This is a genomic window from Zobellia galactanivorans, assembly GCF_000973105.1.
In the GTDB taxonomy this organism is placed as follows: domain Bacteria; phylum Bacteroidota; class Bacteroidia; order Flavobacteriales; family Flavobacteriaceae; genus Zobellia; species Zobellia galactanivorans.
In genome coordinates this window covers 660,109-675,744 of the sequence record NC_015844.1, presented here as the reverse complement: position 1 = coordinate 675,744, position 15,636 = coordinate 660,109, and the positions used below count along the sequence as shown (strand labels likewise).

Here is a 15,636-nt window from a genome sequence, read left to right as displayed (position 1 = left end):
CGAAACTATGGAACAATTTCAAATAGAAACGGCCCAAAATATAACCATAAACCAGAATACCGCACACCTCGGGGAACGTATGTTGGCCTACCTCGTTGATAGTTTTGTTATCATCGCTTATACCGTACTTGCTGTTGTAATGTTGCTTGCCATGGATTTGGATTTCAATGATATGTGGGCCCTATATCTACTTTTGAGCCTGCCCGCATTTTTGTATTATGTGCTCCTTGAAACTTTTACCGATGGGCGCACCGTAGGAAAGGCCCTTATGAAGATCCGAGTGGTAAAGTTAGATGGTTCAAAGCCCGGTTTTTCCAGTTATTTCGTTCGGTGGATCTTAAGGATTATTGATGTGGTGCTCAGCTCGGGCGGTGTTGCCGTTCTTACCATTCTGTTTCGGGGCAATGGTCAGCGTGTTGGGGATATAGCCGCCGGTACCACCGTAATCAGTGAAAAAAAACGAATTTCGTTAAGCGATACCCTGCTACGTGACCTGCCTGAGGATTATACCCCACAATTTCCCCAAGTGACGGTATTTAAAGATAGCGAGATGCAAACGATTAAAGAGCTTTACGAATCGGCAAAACGGAAGGGAAATCATAATGTAATCGTATCTTTGAGCGATCAAATTAAAAAGGTGGCACAAATTACGACCGATATGAAACCTATTGATTTTGTAGATGTAGTGGTCAAGGATTACAGCTACTACACTCAGCAACTCTAGAAATGGTAATAGCTTTTGTCTGGGGGTGAACGGAATTGACTCAGAAATACCCTGTAATGCATGTTTTATTTTCTAATTGATATTTTGGGCACCATAGCTTTTGCTATTTCCGGGGTCTTGGTGGCCATGGACAAAAAACTCGACTTGTTCGGAATTTTTATCGTAGCCTTCGTTACCGCGGTGGGTGGTGGTACCCTTCGTGATGTGCTCATTGGCAATACGCCCGTACTTTGGATGCGTGAGCCTATCTACATTACCGTAATTACCGGGGCGGTCATCTTTTCGGTTATTTTTGTTCGCCAATTGAAATACTTAAGAAAAACCCTGTTCTTATTCGATACAATAGGCATAGGCCTTTTTACGATGTTGGGTATAGAAAAAGGCTTGGCAATAGATCTCTTGCCCGTAATGTGTATAGCTTTGGGTACCATTACCGCGTGTTTTGGGGGTGTTATTCGCGATATGCTTTGCAATGAAATTCCGGTCATTTTCAGAAGGAAGGAAATATATGCTACCGCCTGTATTTTGGGGGGAATCAGTTATTTTGTTTTGGTACTGTTGCCCTTTGACGGTGCCTATGCCTATGTTGCGGCCATCCTGATTATCATTGTTACCCGATTATTGGCGGTTAAATTCGGTATAGCACTGCCCAATATTTACAGGAAAATCGAAAGTTAAGTTGCTGAACGGACTATTCTATGACCTCTGCTTTTTGAATGTAAATGTTCTGTGAGGGCCAATCGCCATCACCGGTTTCTACTTGGTTAATGGCATCCACCACGTCCATGCCCTGTATGACTTTTCCAAAGGGTGTAAAGTCGCCGTCTAGATGGTATGAGCCCGGGTCGGTGACCACGATAAAGAATTCGTAGGGCGATGCCAACATATGTGGGTTGTCTATTTCACTACTCGGCATTGAAATAGTTCCCCTGTGGTGGCGGTGGCCTTTTCGTGTGTCTGGAGGTAAAAGATACCGTCCGATCTTACCTCTTTTTTGCCCTGTTAACCTATCGTCTGAGTTGCCGCCTTGAATAATGAAATTCTTCACCACCCGATGAAATTGGGTGTTGTCGAAATACCCTTTGCGTGCGAGGTATATAAAATTGGCCTTGTGGTAGGGAACATTATCGTAAAGCTGCACCGTAAAGCTGCCGAAACGGGTAGTTATTTTTACTTTGTCGGCTTTTAGGTCTTTTTGGTAATTGAAGAAAAAATCGATGGCATTGTCTTCGGTGAGCACAAATTCCTCTTCTTTTTTCGTTTCGGAAGTGTCTACGGTTACCGAATCTTTTTTGCTTGCTGTCCGGGTCGGGGGCGTTTTTACCTTTTCTTTAGGATTTTCCCTACATGAGGCCAGAAAAATAAGTAGTAATATTGTTACTGTAAAAGAACTTTTGATTGTCATGAATTTTGATGATTTCTCCATACGAATACCAAAAATAAAGAATCTACCCTTACCCGGTGAAGCTTCGCATTTAAAAATGGCCCCTCAATTTAGGCTGGAAGACTTGCAGGCCGCCCGTAAAAAGTCGGCAAACACCAAAAAAGCTGCCGTTATGGCGCTTTTCTATCCTGATGAGGTCAACTTGACCCGCTTTTTGCTTATTTTGAGAAAGAGCCATCCAAAGGATGTGCACTCCAACCAAATCGGTTTTCCTGGCGGACAGGTAGAGGAAAATGATAGGGATATGAGGGCTACGGCATTGCGGGAAACCTATGAGGAAGTAGGCGTAAACCCGAATCATATTGAAATTGTAAAATCGCTTACCGAAATTTACATTCCGCCCAGTAATTTTGAGGTTCGACCCTATATGGGGCTCTACATGCGTCCCGAGCCTTTTACCAAGCAAGATACCGAGGTAGAGGAATTGGTAGAGGTCCGTTTGGCCGATTTTATGGACGACGCCAATGTTTTTACCGAAAACCTTACTACTTCCTATGCGACCGATGTGCCCGTACCTGCCTTTAAATTAAATGGTTATACAGTTTGGGGAGCTACCGGAATGATGCTAAGTGAAATCAAGACCTTGTTACAACAGGTTTTATAGGGGTAAATTCGTATTTTTGCAATCTATGGGCATATTCAAAGAAAATCCGTTCGGGCATATTTTATTTCTGAAAAAATGGCTTATTCGTGTTTTGGGACTTATGACCCACTCGCGATACAAGCGCTTTAACAGTCTTGATGTCGAAGGTTCTGAGATCATTCGGTCGTTACCTGACAAGAACGTTCTTTTTGTAAGTAACCACCAGACCTATTTTGCCGATGTAGTGGCTATGTTCCACGTATTCAATGCAAGTCTCAAGGGCCGCGATAATAACATCAAGAACGTGGGCTATATTTGGCAACCCAAGTTGAACATGTACTATGTGGCCGCTGCCGAAACCATGAAGAAAAGTCTTTTGACCAAGATTTTTGCCTATGCAGGGTCTGTAAGTGTAGAGCGGACTTGGCGTTCAGAAGGTAAGGATGTAAAAAGGCAGGTGAAAATGAGCGATATTTCCAATATAGGAAAAGCCTTGAACGATGGTTGGGTTATTACCTTCCCACAAGGTACTACCACGCCTTGGAAACCCCTGAGAAAAGGTACCGCACACATCATCAAAAAATATAGGCCCGTTGTCGTTCCCGTAGTTATTGACGGGTTTAGACGTTCCTTCGATAAAAAGGGACTCCGGATCAAGAAAAAGGGAATTCTACAGTCTATGGTTATCAAGGAACCCTTGGATATCGATTACGAGAACGAATCTTTCGACTCCATCATCGAAAAATTGGAGTATGCCATTGAACAACACCCATCGTTTTTAAAGGTTATTTCCAAGGAAGACCTCATGGCCTACGAAGAAGAGAACGAACTCCGAAGGTTCCGTAATCGGCATAAAGTTTAGATTTCAAGTCTTTTTAGTTCTTTGTAGTTGCGCTTGAGCTTGCGCAAGAGTAGTCCGTAGAGCAAAAAGTATACCCCGCCGAAAAACGCTATCATGACTACGCCTATAATCGCCATTGATACCATTAGGGTGGTCTTTAACTTTTCAGGGGAAACGTCTTTGGTATTTGCGGCCATTTCCGAAAAGTTATCCATAAAACTATCGTTGAGATAGATGCCTATGATTACCAGGCCTATAAATATGAGTATGGTGGATAATGAGAAAATTACGTAATATTTTACCGTTCTTCGGGTTTTGATAATTTTTCGCATCAGACCCTTGGCACTATCGAGAACCGATATTTCCTTATATCTTTTGTAAAAGAGGAAAACGAAGTAGAATACTACCAGGTAGTAGATGACGGTCATGGCGACGAAGCATTGGTCTACAATGGTGTTATCGTAAATGCTCATACTTTTCCTAAAGGAAGGAATCAGGTACAGTAAATTGGGTAATATGATTTCTAGGATGCTGATAATCAGTATCCATTTAACAATGGAAGAGGATTTCTTCCATGTCATTTTATGTATTTCGTTATAGGTCAACTTAGGAAGCTGGTCGTTCTTCTTTTGCCAGTCTTTCTTTAAAAGTTCCAGTTCGTCCATCATATCCTTAAGGATTCAATATCGTTCTTAATTTTGTCTTGATCCTATTCATCTTCACTCGTGCATTTACCTCGCTGATACCGAGGGTTTCACTTATTTCGCGATAGTCTTTGTCTTCTAGGTATAGAAAGACCAAGGCCTTGTCTATATCGCCTAGTTGCTTTACCGCCTTGTACATGAGCTTTAACTGTTCTTCTTCCGTACTGTCGTATTCGTCGGCTTTTATCTTAAAGATTACGGACTCATAATCTTGGGTCTGAACACGTCTTTTCGACTTTCGGTACAGGGTAATTGCCGTATTCAACGCTACACGGTACATCCACGTACTGAATTTCGATTCGCCCCTGAATTTAGGGTATGCTTTCCAGAGCTGTATCGTAATTTCTTGAAACAGGTCTTTATGCGAATCCCTATCATGGGTATACAATGTGCAAACCTTGTGAACAATGTTTTGATTGTTCTCAAGCTCCGTAACAAATTGATGTTCCAGTTCTTTGTTCACTCCAAGTTGGTAGGTTGTTAGACTATTAGTAGCACTAAAGGATTAATTGTTACAGCGTCAATTTGGTTATTTTAAGCTGTGATTGAAGATGTTGTTTTTGAAAATGGGATCAAGATCATTGATTTTTAAGGTGATATGATACTGTCCGATGGATGTGATTATTTTTAAAAGTTACATTTTTGAATTTTAGTTAAAGTTAAATAAACTTTATTTCACTACATAGTGAAATGAAATTTCTTACGTTTTAATTTGTCCTAAAGGAATAAAACCTGTGGTTTGCCCGTGGGGTAAGTATTGAATGATTAATTTTGCCCATATTTTGGAATATGTCAGATATAGATGCACTTAACATCCCTAAATTGAGTCTACCGCGTATCGTAATTGTTGGTGGTGGTTTCGGGGGAGTGGCCTTGGCCAAGAAATTGAGCAAAAAAAAAGAAGTGCAAGTCGTGCTTCTTGACAAAAACAACTATCATACGTTTCAACCCTTGCTGTATCAGGTTTCCACGGGAGGGCTTGAGCCTGACTCCATAGCTTATCCGATCCGGAAGATTTTACAAGACTACAGCAACTTTTACTTTCGCTTGGCCGAAGTACAGCAAGTGAGGCCCGAATCAAAGGTTATCGTTACCAATATCGGTCAGTTGTCCTATGATTATTTGGTCATTGCCGCAGGTTCTACCACTAATTTTTTTGGCAATACCGAAATTGAGCTCAACGGTATGGCCATGAAGACCATTCCGCAATCGTTGAACCTTAGGAGTCTTATACTCGAGAATTTTGAACAAGCACTATTGACCGATGATTTGCATGAGCGCGATGCGTTGATGAACTTCGTAATCGTAGGGGGCGGACCTACGGGAGTGGAGCTGGCCGGTGCCTTGGCCGAAATCAAGAAAGGGATCCTTCCTAAAGATTATCCGGATCTAGATACCCGTAGGGCGCAGATCAACCTCGTGCAATCGGGGGACCGGATATTGAAGGGAATGAGCGATAATGCTTCGAAAAAGGCAGAGGATTTTCTAGAAAGCCTTGGGGTCAATATCTGGAAAAATACACGGGTTACCACTTATGATGGTAAAACGGCTTTGACAAAAACGGAACTGAAGTTTGAAGCGGCCACTTTGGTGTGGGCCGCCGGGGTAAAAGGCGTGCCTATCGCCGGGCTGGATGCCAAGGAAATTCTAGCGGGCGGCAACCGTTTAAAGGTTAATGAGTTTAATCAAGTGATCGGTCATGATCGTATTTTTGCCATTGGCGATATAGCTTGTATGCAGACAGACGCTACCCCTCAAGGGCACCCGATGATGGCGCAGCCTGCCATTCAACAGGGGCGTAACCTGGGTGAAAACCTATTGCGTTTGGTTCATGACGAAGCCATGGAGCCTTTTGTGTATAAAGACAAGGGTAGCATGGCCACGGTAGGTCGAAACAAGGCCGTGGTGGATCTAAAACATTATAAGTTTCAAGGGGTTTTTGCCTGGTTCATATGGATGTTCATACACCTCTTTTTTCTTATCGGGTTTAGAAACAGGGTAGTGGTTTTTGTAAACTGGGTCTACAATTATGTACGCTTTGATAGGGAGGCACGATTGATTATACGTCCCTATCAGCGTGATTATTCTTTGTTCAAAAATCAAAAGACCTTATAAATCGAAGCTTGATAAGGGGCTAGTTCAAAATTGTTTCCGATTTGGGTGTTTTCGGCCTGATTGTTCGAAATGATGAGGCGTGCCTTTTCAAATGAAAATTCATTTATGCTTACCGAACTGGGTTCGGTTGAAAAGTTGAGGAGGACTAAAAATTGTTCCCCTTGCCATTCCCGGGCATAAGCATATACCTTTTCGTTGTCTTTAAGCAATAAGCGGTAGGTGCCATAGACTAGTCCGAGATGGTCTTTTCGCACTTGAACCATGTTCCTGAAGTAATTGAGTACCGAGTCTTTATCCGATTCTTGTGTTGCAACGTTGATACCTTCCTTGTAATTTTCATTCACCTTTAACCAAGGTTTTTTTACGGTAAAGCCCGAATGGGGCTCGGTATTCCATTGCATGGGAGTTCGGGCATTGTCCCTTCCGGCATCTTTTTCGTTTTTGATAAAAGCTTCCAGGTCACCGCCGGACTTTTTTATGCTTTCGTAGCGGGTCAGGGTGTTAATGTCTTGATAGTCGGTTATACGGTCAAATTTTATGTTGGTCATTCCTATTTCCTCTCCATACAAAAAATAGGGGGTTCCGCGCATTGAGAGCAGAAAGGTTTGTAATAGGGTGGCCGAGTGTTTCCAATGCGCCTTAGAGTCGCTTCCCCAACGGCTGACACTGCGGGGGAAATCGTGGTTGTTTAAGTAAAGGCTTCCCCATCCTTTTTTGACAAAGACTTCGTCCCATTCCGTGAATATCCGTTTAAATTCGGTGAGTTTCCAAGGTTCTTTTCTCATCTTAAAGGTCTCCCCGGGTTCACGGTCAAGGCCCATAAGGTCAAAATGAAAGAACATATTGAGTTCGTTTCGGTCTTCATCAACAAAGTCTAAGGCCTGTTCTTTTCGAACACCGGGAGCCTCGCCAACCGTCATGACATCATACTTGCTCAAAACTTTTTCATTCATTTCCTGCAGGTACTCGTGCAAGTGGGGGCCTTCGGCGTAGTACGGAATAAAATCGCCCTTGTACTTTTCAGGAAGCTCGGGGTAATCGGTGTCTTTTGAAATGGTTGAAATCACATCCATACGGAAACCGTCTATGCCTTTGTCGAACCAAAATTTCATAAGGTCGTAGACTTCTTCCCTTACTTTGGGGTTTTCCCATTTGAGGTCGGGTTGTTTGGCCGAGTAGTAGTGTAGGTAATATGAATCGCTAGGTGCGTCATACTTCCACGCATTGCTGTCTATGTCAAAATAACTAAAACGTTTTGGGGGAGTGCCTTTTTCGGCGGGCCACCAATGATAGTAGTCGCGGTAAGGGTTGTCTCTTGATTTTCGCGATTCAACAAACCATTGATGTTCATCGCTACTGTGGTTTACAACAAGGTCCATGACCAGGCGTAGGTCCCTTTTTTTCATTTCGGACATAAGCTCGTCCATGTCTTCCATGGTTCCGAACTCGCCCATAATATCCCTATAGTTTGAAATATCATAGCCGTTATCGTCGTTGGGGGAAGTGTAAACGGGATTCAGCCAAATGATATCGACACCTAGGCTTTTTATATAATCGAGTCTTTTAATGATGCCCTGTAGGTCGCCAATACCGTTACCGGTGGTATCTTGAAAACTTCTTGGGTAGATTTGATAGACTATACCTTCTTTCCACCATTTTCGTTCGGTGTTTTCGTACATGTGCTTTATTTATTTTTTAAATATAGAACTTGTAGATTCAATAAAAGAGGGGGTAGGCGTATGGGGCTAAACTACAACGTTTTCGGTTTATAAATTTCCTGTAAAACAGCGTTTAAAGTGAAAATGAGGTGCTTTTTTGGGCTTCACCCAAAGGTTAAAATTGTCAAAATCAGCCATTTTTGGCCCGGGGTATGCTTATATTTATAATGACAAAACCAAGCTATGATTACATTGATCAGAATTGCATTCATATTTTTTATTGTAGCCATTGGAAAGTGTCAAACTCCCGAAAAGACACTACAGGGTGTTGAACCCCTTACGGAAAATTCGAACTTCAATACAAGTGCATATTCTTATCCGGTTTTTATGGATAATGAAATGCACTCGGAGTTTTTGATAGGCTATGAATTTGACGAAAAATTCATGGTTGAGCTACAGAATTACTATGACACCTATAGGACCTTTGATGTTCAAAAGGTATCGGTGAGACTAAAAAATTATGTTAGCGATAGGCTGTACTTCGTAAACGGGGCTGCAATGGAACGGGAATTGGATAAGCATGGTGCAAATGCACCCAGGCCACGTTATATCATGACGAACGGTGTTGGCTACGACATCAATAAAAATGTGATGATGGAAGTTAATCACGATTTGAACTTCAATAAATCGAATATAGGTACTTACGGAATGCCGAGTTTGTTGTCGATAAAAAGCAAAATTAAATTTTAATGCCCTCTACTTTCTCGGGTGGTATTTGTTCATGACATCGGTCAGGTGTGTGCGGTCTACATGTACGTACACCTCGGTAGTGGTAATACTTTCGTGCCCCAACATCTGTTGAATGGCCCTTAGATCGGCCCCGTTTTGTAAGAGGTGAGTGGCAAATGAATGTCTGAAAGTATGGGGGCTAATGCTTTTTTTTAGGTCTATTTTTACCGCCAGTTGTTTGATGATGGTAAAGACCATGGCACGGGTAAGCTGTCGCCCCCTACGGTTTAGGAAAAGGATGTCTTCAAACCCCTTTTGAATGTTTTGGTGAACCCGTATCTCCTTTCTGTAAATAGCAATGTATTTTTTGTTGACGGGGCTAATCGGAACAAAACGCTGTTTGTCTCCTTTACCCGTCACTTTTATGAAGTCTTCCTCAAAAAACAGGTCCGAGATTTTAAGGTTGATTAGTTCCGATACCCTGAGTCCGCACCCGTAGAGTGTTTCGAGCATGGCACGATTCCGCTCGCCTTCGGGTTTTGAAAGGTCTATTGCTTCGATTAGGGCGTTGATCTCATCTTCCGATAGGGTATCCGGTAGTTTGCGGCCTATCTTGGGTGATTCGATCAGGTCCATCGGATTGTCGTCCCTATAGTCTTCAAAAACCAAATAGTTGAAAAAACTTTTGAGTCCTGATATAATACGTGCCTGTGACCTTGGGTTCATGGTCTTCGCCACCTGATAGACGAACTGCTGTAAAACTTCCTTTTTGATTTTTACAGGGCTATCGCTTAAGGAACTCGCATCTAGAAAACCCATGAGCTTGGTAATGTCCAAAGTGTAGTTGGTAATCGAGTTTTTCGATAGGCCCCGTTCTATTTTTAGGTAATGTTGGTAGTCTTGAAGCGCTTCATGCCAATTCATAGGGTAAAGTTAACCATTGCAGGGTTTACGGCAATCCGTTTTTTATAAGGGGATGTAAAAATTAAAATCAAAAAATGAGCTAAATAACTGACAGTATATAAAGTTTTCTATCTTTGGTTACGATATAATAACGAACCAATGCTAGTTTTCGTTGTTGTTGCCTTGGTCTTAAAGTCTGTTTTTTTTTTGTAAAAATAAGGGGTGACGACTAATGAAAATAGCGTTCACAAAAACCATTGTAATCATGAAAATTAAGTTTTGCGCTATTCTGGCGTTAGTTTTTTTTGGAGTACAAAGTAGCGTTGCACAAACCGTAATTCAGGGTACCGGCCCGTCGGGAGGAATGAATACAGGAGATATTTCCTTCGGGGGAAAAACCGGAATCAATTTCACCACATGGCGTGGTAGTGAGTTCGATGGCATTTCGGCCAGGGTGGGGGCTTATGTCGGAGGTGTGGTAGAAATACCTGTTATGGATGATTTTTATGTGCAGCCAGAGTTGTTATTTTCTTTACAAGGTGCCGATTTAGGGCCTTCCAATGCCAATTTGGTCTATTTGCAAATACCGGTTATGGGAAAATACCATATTACCGATGAAATAGCGGTAGAGCTGGGGCCTCAAGTAGGTTTGCTCTTGGCGGATAACTGGGAAGAGGACCTTCAGTCACAAGATACCGAGTCTCTTGAATTAGGCTTGAACATAGGGGGCGGTTACCGAATGGATGAAAATTTCTATTTTCAGCTTAGAATAGGTCTAGGGCTTTCCAAAGTATTGGAAATTACCAAAGCCTATAATGCCGGAGTGTCGATAGGGGCCGTATACTTCCTGTAATTGACAAGACCCATATAAATATAACGGCCGCCTAAAGCGGCCGTTTTTCATTGTCTGGATTAAAAATCACATTAAAAAGTTTATTTTTGGAATATGAAATTAATCATTATCAACGGCCCTAACCTGAATCTGTTGGGCAAGCGCGAACCAGAGGTATACGGTAACAAAACTTTTGAAGATTATTTTGCTGATTTACAGTTTAAGTTCAAAGACGTTCAGCTCGAATATTTTCAATCGAATATAGAAGGTGAACTTATTGGGAAAATACAGGAAGTAGGTTTTTCTTATGACGGTATTGTCTTGAATGCCGCAGCCTATACGCACACTTCCGTAGGTATTGGCGATGCTATAAAGGCGGTTACGACACCTGTGGTGGAGGTCCATATTTCCAATACCCATAAGCGCGAAGAATTTAGGCACGTATCTTACATCTCGCCCGTTGCAAAAGGGGTGATTCTTGGCTTTGGTCTTCAGAGCTATGATTTGGCCATTCAGAGTTTTTTAAAATAGCCTAATGGCTTGTTCAGACCTGTTTTAGGCAGTTTTTTGGTTTAAGGGAAACTTATTTGAAAGCGTTTCATCGTTTGTCGCACATCGATTTTTGGTTTGTTGTTGCAACAAAAGGATAAAAACCTTCGTTTAGCCTCTAGCTTATAAAGCGATCCAAACAAACCAAATCTTAAATTGCCATGATCAAATCTTTTTGTTTATTCCTGACCCTGACTTTTTCCTGTATTTCACTATTTGCCCAAGAAGGCTTTAAAATCGGGGCACAAGCTGGTATGCCGCTTGGAGAGTACAACGATTATGTTAGTGTTGTTATCGGTGCCGATGTAGGCTATATGTGGGCTCCGAACAAAGTATTTGACTTAGGGGTAAAAGCCGGTATCATTCACGGCTTTGCCGAAACGTTTACGGGGCAGAATGTTACTATTGACTACCCTAGCGTTCAGTTTTTACCACTTGCGGCTTCGATTAGATTGTGGCCGGCAAAAACTTTTTCTATTGGAGGGGATATTGGAAATGCCTTTGGTTTGAACAAAGGAAACGATGGCGGATTTTACTACCGACCACAAATAGGTTTCCAAGTCGGGCCAACATCGGAACTCAACTTTTCGTACACAGGTATCACGATAAATGATAGTACCTGGTCTACCATTACCATGGGCTTTGTCTATACCTTTTTATCTGCAAGACATTTCAGGTAATTCGGCGGAAGGGAATCTTATGCCAATGTAGCGTCTTCGTTCAAGTACTTTTTTTCCACATAGAAAGTGGCAAAGGGAAGGAGGGAAGCTACAAGTAGGATGATTCCTTTTTTGAGGCTCCATTTTTTTTCCATCCAAAGAACAACCGCCAAAATGATATAGGCGATGAACAATGCGCCGTGTGCATACCCTACATATTTGTTGGGCATGGGTAAATCTGCCAAATATTTTAACGGCATGGTAACGGCGAATAGGGCCAAATAAGAGATACCTTCTAAAATAGCTATAACCCGAAAAAAACTTAGCATACGGAATGGATTTTTTAAATAAGTTCGTTTAAAGATGTAATAATGGGCCTATGAGACGTGTTCGACACGGTCTTATAGGCCCATTGGTAATTTATTCTGTCTATTACAGGTGTATCACCTCGTCGTAGGCGGCAGCTACAGCTTCCATAACGGCTTCACTCATTGTTGGGTGAGGGTGTACCGCTTTTAAGATTTCATGGCCGGTAGTTTCAAGTTTTCTGGCTACAACGGCTTCGGCGATCATATCGGTTACACCGGCACCAATCATGTGGCATCCTAACCACTCACCATATTTGGCGTCAAAAATAACTTTTACGAAACCATCAGGAGTACCAGCTGCTTTTGCTTTACCACTGGCCGAGAAAGGAAATTTACCAACTTTGATATCCAATCCTTTTTCCCTTGCTTGTTTTTCGGTAAGACCTACGGATGCAATCTCGGGAGAACAATATGTACATCCGGGAATGTTGCCGTAATCTAAAGGCTCAACATGCATGTCGGCAATCTTTTCAACACAAAGAATACCTTCGGCAGAGGCAACGTGAGCCAAGGCCTGACCTGGGGTTACGTCGCCAATAGCGTAGTAACCTGGTATGTTGGTCTGGTAGTAATTGTTTACTAATATTTTGTCCCTGTCGGTAGAAATGCCAACATTCTCAAGACCTATGTTTTCGATATTGGTTTTGATACCAACGGCGGAAAGAACGATATCGGCCTCTATAACCTCTTCGCCTTTAGCCGTTTTTACGGTTGCTTTTATGCCGTCACCGGAAGTGTCAACAGAAGTAACCTCTGCAGAGGTTTTTATTTTTATGCCGGATTTTTTTAAGCTGCGTTCTAATTGTTTTGAGATATCCTCGTCTTCAACAGGAACAATGTTGGGTAGATATTCTACTACGGTTACCTCCGTACCCATGGCGTTATAGAAATAGGCGAATTCAATACCGATGGCACCACTACCTACAACAACCATAGATTTTGGTTGTTCTTTTAAGGTCATAGCCTCGCGATACCCAATAATTTTTTTACCATCTTGGGGTAAACTAGGTAATTCGCGGCTACGGGCACCCGTAGCAATGATAATGTGATCGGCACTGTATTCGGTTTCTTTGCCATCGGCATCTTTAACAGAAACCTTTTTGCCGGCCTTTAAGGTACCATAGCCTTTGATGACTTCGATTTTGTTCTTCTTCATCAAGAACTGAACACCTTTGCTCATACCTTCGGCAACGCCTCGGCTTCTCTTTACTACGGCATCAAAATCCTTATCTACATTTTCAGCGGAAAGGCCGTAATCTTCCGCGTGTTTTAGATAATTAAAAACCTGAGCCGATTTCAATAATGCCTTGGTAGGTATACAACCCCAATTCAAACAAACACCACCTAAACTTTCTTTCTCGATAATGGCCGTTTTAAAACCTAATTGTGAGGCTCTAATGGCGGTAACATATCCTCCAGGTCCGCTACCCAAAACAATAACATCGAAATTGCTCATATTTTTTATTTTTTTGCTGTTCTAAATTTAAAAGCCCGCCTTAGCTAAGCAGGTGCAAAAGTACAAAACCAAACGGAAAGATTAATACGAAAATTGAAGTCTAGTGCTAAAAAGGACAAGTTTGGTATAGTGTAAAACCAACATTTTGTGGTGTGCATAACAGCTTAGTTGTTGAACATGGTTCTGTTGAACTGCTCCGAGCCGCCTTTGGGAATGGAAAGGGAAACCCAGTTTTCGCCCTTTCGTATTTTTGCCAGTAATACAATTTGCCCTACATGGCCACTATAATGGGCCAGTTGCCTATGTATGGCTTCAACGATGCTGTGGCTTTCGTTTCTTATTTTTATCGGATGGTCGAAATTTTCCGGAGACACGGAGTCCAAGGCGTTAAAAAGGCATTGCCATCCCGCTTCCCAGGCGGTCGACATTTCGCTTTTGGTCATGTAGGGGGCTTCGAATTCGCTTTCGCGATTGCGCCACGATTTTTCCCCGTCCTCGGTGAGAAAGTTGGTCCACCTACTGAGCATGTTGCCCACCATGTGTTTGACGATCTGTGAAATGCAGTTGGAGTGTTCGCTAGGCTGCCATAAGAGGTCTTCGTTGGATAGCTGGGCAAAGGTTTTGTCGCCCATGCCCTTATATTTCCGAAATTCAGAAATGGCGCTGTTTAAAAAGTGTTCTTGATAGCTCATATCGTCATTTGTCTTTGTGCCATAGCATCCTATGATCTATATGCTACCTTTGGTGTCAATCTTTTTTGGCGGGAACAAAATCGAGGGCCACGCCGTTAACGCAATGTCTTAGTCCCGTTGGTTCCGGTCCATCCTCAAAAACATGTCCTAAATGGCCTCCGCAGGTCGCGCAATGTTCCTCGGTTCGTTTGTAACCGATTTTGTAATCTACGTCATAGGCAACGTTTCCTTTTATTTCTTCGTAAAAACTGGGCCAACCCGTACCTGATTTGAACTTGGTACTACTCTTGAACAGCTCGGTACCGCAGGCCGCGCATACATAGGTGCCTTCTTCTTTGTTCTCCAACAAATCGCTGCTGAAGGGATTTTCGGTTGCCGCCTTTCGTAGAACATAGAATTCGGCCTCGGTCAACTCCTTCTGCCATTCCGCTTCCGTTTTTACAACGCTAAAACGCTGTTCTTTTTTTGGGGCGGTCTGCCCGGCGGTTTCTTTTTTTTGACTGTTGCCCTTGCACCCGATAAATACGAGGCAGAGTCCGAAAATTATATTTTTATACATGGTATCCGTGATATTAAGATGTTAGGGCTTAGACGGGCCATACGGCTCTTCCTTTCAAATTTAATGGTATTTGCCTTAAGTTTTAGGGTCGATTTTCGTTTCCTTGCAAAAAAGTAAAAACCCCGTACTTTTTAGAACGGGGCTTGTTTTTTCTGAAATGGGGGAAGCGCTTTACTTCAAGGACATTTTTTTAACATCCTCTTCGGTAAGGCCAAGGCTGCCCATTACGGCGGTGATACTGCTTTTATCCATTTTGGCGGCCGCTTGTCCGGGAACGATCACGAACCTAAAAATCTGTCCTTGGGTAATATCGGTGCTCAGGTCGGAAAGGTCGAAGTTTCCTGTGATAAGGATCTCTACGTCTTTTGTGGTGTGCCCCGGTACAAATTGAATACTGCCCTCTTCATAAAAGAAGGTCTGTGGGATTAAATTCCAAACATCATTTAAATTGCCGTCTTCAAATTCAACCGTTCTATCGTATTGGTATACGAGCACGGCGTCGTTTGGTAAGACTTCGAAACTGGTGAAATCTTCAAAGACGAGAATGGTTTCGTATAAATTGTTTTCGGCGATATAGTTAAAATCTACATCCTCTACTTCAAAAACTTGGGCTTCACGGCCATCTAAACCGTCAGCCCCATCACGGCCATCAAGTCCGTCATATCCCCGAGGACCTGTTGGGCCTTCACATGAAATAAAGAATAGGGTAACAAATGTGCCGAGTAAAAGAAGTGTTTTTTTCATAATTCCGTAATTTAATAATATGAGCCATATTGGCAGAATGTAAAAGATGTTTTCAAAAAGTGTTCCACTTTTTATA

19 protein-coding genes are annotated in these 15,636 nt (G+C 42.4%); 9 read left to right on the top strand and 10 right to left on the bottom strand.

The window, feature by feature from the left end:
* Positions 1-7 precede the first annotated feature (7 nt).
* Positions 8-724, top strand: coding sequence for an RDD family protein (locus ZOBGAL_RS02495; RefSeq protein ID WP_013991921.1), 717 nt, complete (start codon positions 8-10; stop codon positions 722-724).
* Between the two features lie 60 nt (positions 725-784).
* Positions 785-1,402: a trimeric intracellular cation channel family protein gene (locus ZOBGAL_RS02490; RefSeq protein ID WP_013991920.1), complete on the top strand. Its 618-nt coding sequence runs from the start codon at positions 785-787 to the stop codon at positions 1,400-1,402.
* A 13-nt stretch (positions 1,403-1,415) separates the two neighbouring features.
* Here the strand turns inward: ZOBGAL_RS02490 and ZOBGAL_RS02485 are convergent, their stop codons facing one another.
* Complete coding sequence (locus tag ZOBGAL_RS02485) at positions 1,416-2,129, bottom strand: peptidylprolyl isomerase (protein ID WP_013991919.1); 714 nt, start codon at positions 2,127-2,129, stop codon at positions 1,416-1,418.
* Between ZOBGAL_RS02485 and ZOBGAL_RS02480 the strand changes: the two genes are divergently transcribed.
* Together ZOBGAL_RS02480 and ZOBGAL_RS02475 are read left to right on the top strand one after the other, a co-directional pair.
* Entirely contained in the window at positions 2,128-2,772 is a 645-nt protein-coding gene (locus ZOBGAL_RS02480; protein WP_013991918.1) for an NUDIX hydrolase, read from the top strand. The two genes, ZOBGAL_RS02485 and ZOBGAL_RS02480, sit on opposite strands and share 2 nt — an antisense overlap.
* 25 nt (positions 2,773-2,797) lie before the next feature.
* Complete coding sequence (locus ZOBGAL_RS02475) at positions 2,798-3,613, top strand: lysophospholipid acyltransferase family protein (protein WP_013991917.1); 816 nt, start codon at positions 2,798-2,800, stop codon at positions 3,611-3,613.
* Here ZOBGAL_RS02475 and ZOBGAL_RS02470 read toward each other — a convergent pair.
* Positions 3,610-4,260 carry a hypothetical protein gene (locus ZOBGAL_RS02470; RefSeq protein ID WP_013991916.1) on the bottom strand — a complete coding sequence of 217 codons (651 nt, stop codon included), beginning with the start codon at positions 4,258-4,260 and terminating at the stop codon, positions 3,610-3,612. The genes ZOBGAL_RS02475 and ZOBGAL_RS02470 overlap by 4 nt on opposite strands.
* Positions 4,261-4,264: 4 nt before the next feature.
* Entirely contained in the window at positions 4,265-4,759 is a 495-nt protein-coding gene (locus tag ZOBGAL_RS02465) for an RNA polymerase sigma factor (protein WP_013991915.1), read from the bottom strand.
* A 326-nt stretch (positions 4,760-5,085) separates the two neighbouring features.
* Here ZOBGAL_RS02465 and ZOBGAL_RS02460 point away from each other — a divergent pair, with 326 nt between their 5' ends.
* The gene (locus ZOBGAL_RS02460; RefSeq protein ID WP_013991914.1) at positions 5,086-6,411 is read left to right on the top strand and encodes an NAD(P)/FAD-dependent oxidoreductase; all 1,326 of its coding nucleotides are present in this window, start codon (positions 5,086-5,088) and stop codon (positions 6,409-6,411) included.
* Here the strand turns inward: ZOBGAL_RS02460 and ZOBGAL_RS02455 are convergent.
* Positions 6,396-8,090: a glycoside hydrolase family 13 protein gene (locus tag ZOBGAL_RS02455; RefSeq protein WP_013991913.1), complete on the bottom strand. Its 1,695-nt coding sequence runs from the start codon at positions 8,088-8,090 to the stop codon at positions 6,396-6,398. The genes ZOBGAL_RS02460 and ZOBGAL_RS02455 overlap by 16 nt on opposite strands.
* A 222-nt stretch (positions 8,091-8,312) precedes the next feature.
* Here ZOBGAL_RS02455 and ZOBGAL_RS02450 point away from each other — a divergent pair, with 222 nt between their 5' ends.
* On the top strand, positions 8,313-8,819 hold the full coding sequence (locus ZOBGAL_RS02450; protein ID WP_013991912.1) for a hypothetical protein: 507 nt from the start codon (positions 8,313-8,315) through the stop codon (positions 8,817-8,819).
* Positions 8,820-8,825: 6 nt separating this feature from the next.
* On the opposite strand, the gene xerD is transcribed toward ZOBGAL_RS02450, so the two are convergent.
* Positions 8,826-9,722 (bottom strand): site-specific tyrosine recombinase XerD, encoded by an 897-nt coding sequence (gene xerD / locus ZOBGAL_RS02445; RefSeq protein WP_013991911.1) that lies wholly within the window; start codon positions 9,720-9,722, stop codon positions 8,826-8,828.
* Positions 9,723-9,966: 244 nt separating this feature from the next.
* Here xerD and ZOBGAL_RS02440 point away from each other — a divergent pair, with 244 nt between their 5' ends.
* The 3 genes from ZOBGAL_RS02440 (at position 9,967) to ZOBGAL_RS02430 (ending at position 11,762) form a co-directional block, all read left to right on the top strand.
* Positions 9,967-10,554, top strand: coding sequence for a porin family protein (locus tag ZOBGAL_RS02440; RefSeq protein ID WP_158499711.1), 588 nt, complete (start codon positions 9,967-9,969; stop codon positions 10,552-10,554).
* Positions 10,555-10,647: 93 nt separating this feature from the next.
* The gene (gene aroQ, locus ZOBGAL_RS02435; protein WP_013991909.1) at positions 10,648-11,064 is read left to right on the top strand and encodes a type II 3-dehydroquinate dehydratase; all 417 of its coding nucleotides are present in this window, start codon (positions 10,648-10,650) and stop codon (positions 11,062-11,064) included.
* A gap of 179 nt (positions 11,065-11,243) precedes the next feature.
* Positions 11,244-11,762, top strand: coding sequence for an outer membrane beta-barrel protein (locus ZOBGAL_RS02430; RefSeq protein ID WP_013991908.1), 519 nt, complete (start codon positions 11,244-11,246; stop codon positions 11,760-11,762).
* A 17-nt stretch (positions 11,763-11,779) separates the two neighbouring features.
* Here ZOBGAL_RS02430 and ZOBGAL_RS02425 read toward each other — a convergent pair whose 3' ends face one another.
* The 5 genes from ZOBGAL_RS02425 to ZOBGAL_RS02405 all read right to left on the bottom strand — a co-directional run bounded on the left by ZOBGAL_RS02425 (position 11,780) and on the right by ZOBGAL_RS02405 (position 15,560).
* Entirely contained in the window at positions 11,780-12,070 is a 291-nt protein-coding gene (locus ZOBGAL_RS02425) for a DUF3817 domain-containing protein (protein WP_013991907.1), read from the bottom strand.
* Positions 12,071-12,173: 103 nt separating this feature from the next.
* Positions 12,174-13,565, bottom strand: a complete 1,392-nt coding sequence (lpdA, locus tag ZOBGAL_RS02420; protein ID WP_013991906.1) for a dihydrolipoyl dehydrogenase — start codon at positions 13,563-13,565, stop codon at positions 12,174-12,176.
* 164 nt (positions 13,566-13,729) lie between these two features.
* On the bottom strand, positions 13,730-14,257 hold the full coding sequence (locus ZOBGAL_RS02415) for a DUF1572 family protein (protein WP_013991905.1): 528 nt from the start codon (positions 14,255-14,257) through the stop codon (positions 13,730-13,732).
* A 55-nt stretch (positions 14,258-14,312) separates the two neighbouring features.
* Positions 14,313-14,816, bottom strand: a complete 504-nt coding sequence (msrB, locus tag ZOBGAL_RS02410) for a peptide-methionine (R)-S-oxide reductase MsrB (protein WP_013991904.1) — start codon at positions 14,814-14,816, stop codon at positions 14,313-14,315.
* Between the two features lie 171 nt (positions 14,817-14,987).
* Positions 14,988-15,560 (bottom strand): dihydrolipoamide dehydrogenase, encoded by a 573-nt coding sequence (locus ZOBGAL_RS02405; protein WP_013991902.1) that lies wholly within the window; start codon positions 15,558-15,560, stop codon positions 14,988-14,990.
* Positions 15,561-15,636 lie beyond the last annotated feature (76 nt).

Excerpts from the sequence above, each read along its gene's own strand:
- ZOBGAL_RS02495 (WP_013991921.1), top strand. The coding sequence starts at position 8 with ATGGAACAATTTCAAATAGAAACGGCCCAAAATATAACCATAAACCAG.
- ZOBGAL_RS02480 (WP_013991918.1), top strand. The coding sequence starts at position 2,128 with ATGAATTTTGATGATTTCTCCATACGAATACCAAAAATAAAGAATCTA.
- ZOBGAL_RS02440 (WP_158499711.1), top strand. The coding sequence starts at position 9,967 with ATGAAAATTAAGTTTTGCGCTATTCTGGCGTTAGTTTTTTTTGGAGTA.
- ZOBGAL_RS02425 (WP_013991907.1), bottom strand. The coding sequence starts at position 12,070 with ATGCTAAGTTTTTTTCGGGTTATAGCTATTTTAGAAGGTATCTCTTAT.
- ZOBGAL_RS02415 (WP_013991905.1), bottom strand. The coding sequence starts at position 14,257 with ATGAGCTATCAAGAACACTTTTTAAACAGCGCCATTTCTGAATTTCGG.
- lpdA (WP_013991906.1), bottom strand. The coding sequence starts at position 13,565 with ATGAGCAATTTCGATGTTATTGTTTTGGGTAGCGGACCTGGAGGATAT.
- ZOBGAL_RS02475 (WP_013991917.1), top strand. The coding sequence starts at position 2,798 with ATGGGCATATTCAAAGAAAATCCGTTCGGGCATATTTTATTTCTGAAA.
- ZOBGAL_RS02405 (WP_013991902.1), bottom strand. The coding sequence starts at position 15,560 with ATGAAAAAAACACTTCTTTTACTCGGCACATTTGTTACCCTATTCTTT.
- ZOBGAL_RS02430 (WP_013991908.1), top strand. The coding sequence starts at position 11,244 with ATGATCAAATCTTTTTGTTTATTCCTGACCCTGACTTTTTCCTGTATT.
- msrB (WP_013991904.1), bottom strand. The coding sequence starts at position 14,816 with ATGTATAAAAATATAATTTTCGGACTCTGCCTCGTATTTATCGGGTGC.
- ZOBGAL_RS02460 (WP_013991914.1), top strand. The coding sequence starts at position 5,086 with ATGTCAGATATAGATGCACTTAACATCCCTAAATTGAGTCTACCGCGT.
- aroQ (WP_013991909.1), top strand. The coding sequence starts at position 10,648 with ATGAAATTAATCATTATCAACGGCCCTAACCTGAATCTGTTGGGCAAG.
- ZOBGAL_RS02470 (WP_013991916.1), bottom strand. The coding sequence starts at position 4,260 with ATGATGGACGAACTGGAACTTTTAAAGAAAGACTGGCAAAAGAAGAAC.
- ZOBGAL_RS02490 (WP_013991920.1), top strand. The coding sequence starts at position 785 with ATGTTTTATTTTCTAATTGATATTTTGGGCACCATAGCTTTTGCTATT.
- ZOBGAL_RS02450 (WP_013991912.1), top strand. The coding sequence starts at position 8,313 with ATGATTACATTGATCAGAATTGCATTCATATTTTTTATTGTAGCCATT.
- xerD (WP_013991911.1), bottom strand. The coding sequence starts at position 9,722 with ATGAATTGGCATGAAGCGCTTCAAGACTACCAACATTACCTAAAAATA.
- ZOBGAL_RS02455 (WP_013991913.1), bottom strand. The coding sequence starts at position 8,090 with ATGTACGAAAACACCGAACGAAAATGGTGGAAAGAAGGTATAGTCTAT.
- ZOBGAL_RS02485 (WP_013991919.1), bottom strand. The coding sequence starts at position 2,129 with ATGACAATCAAAAGTTCTTTTACAGTAACAATATTACTACTTATTTTT.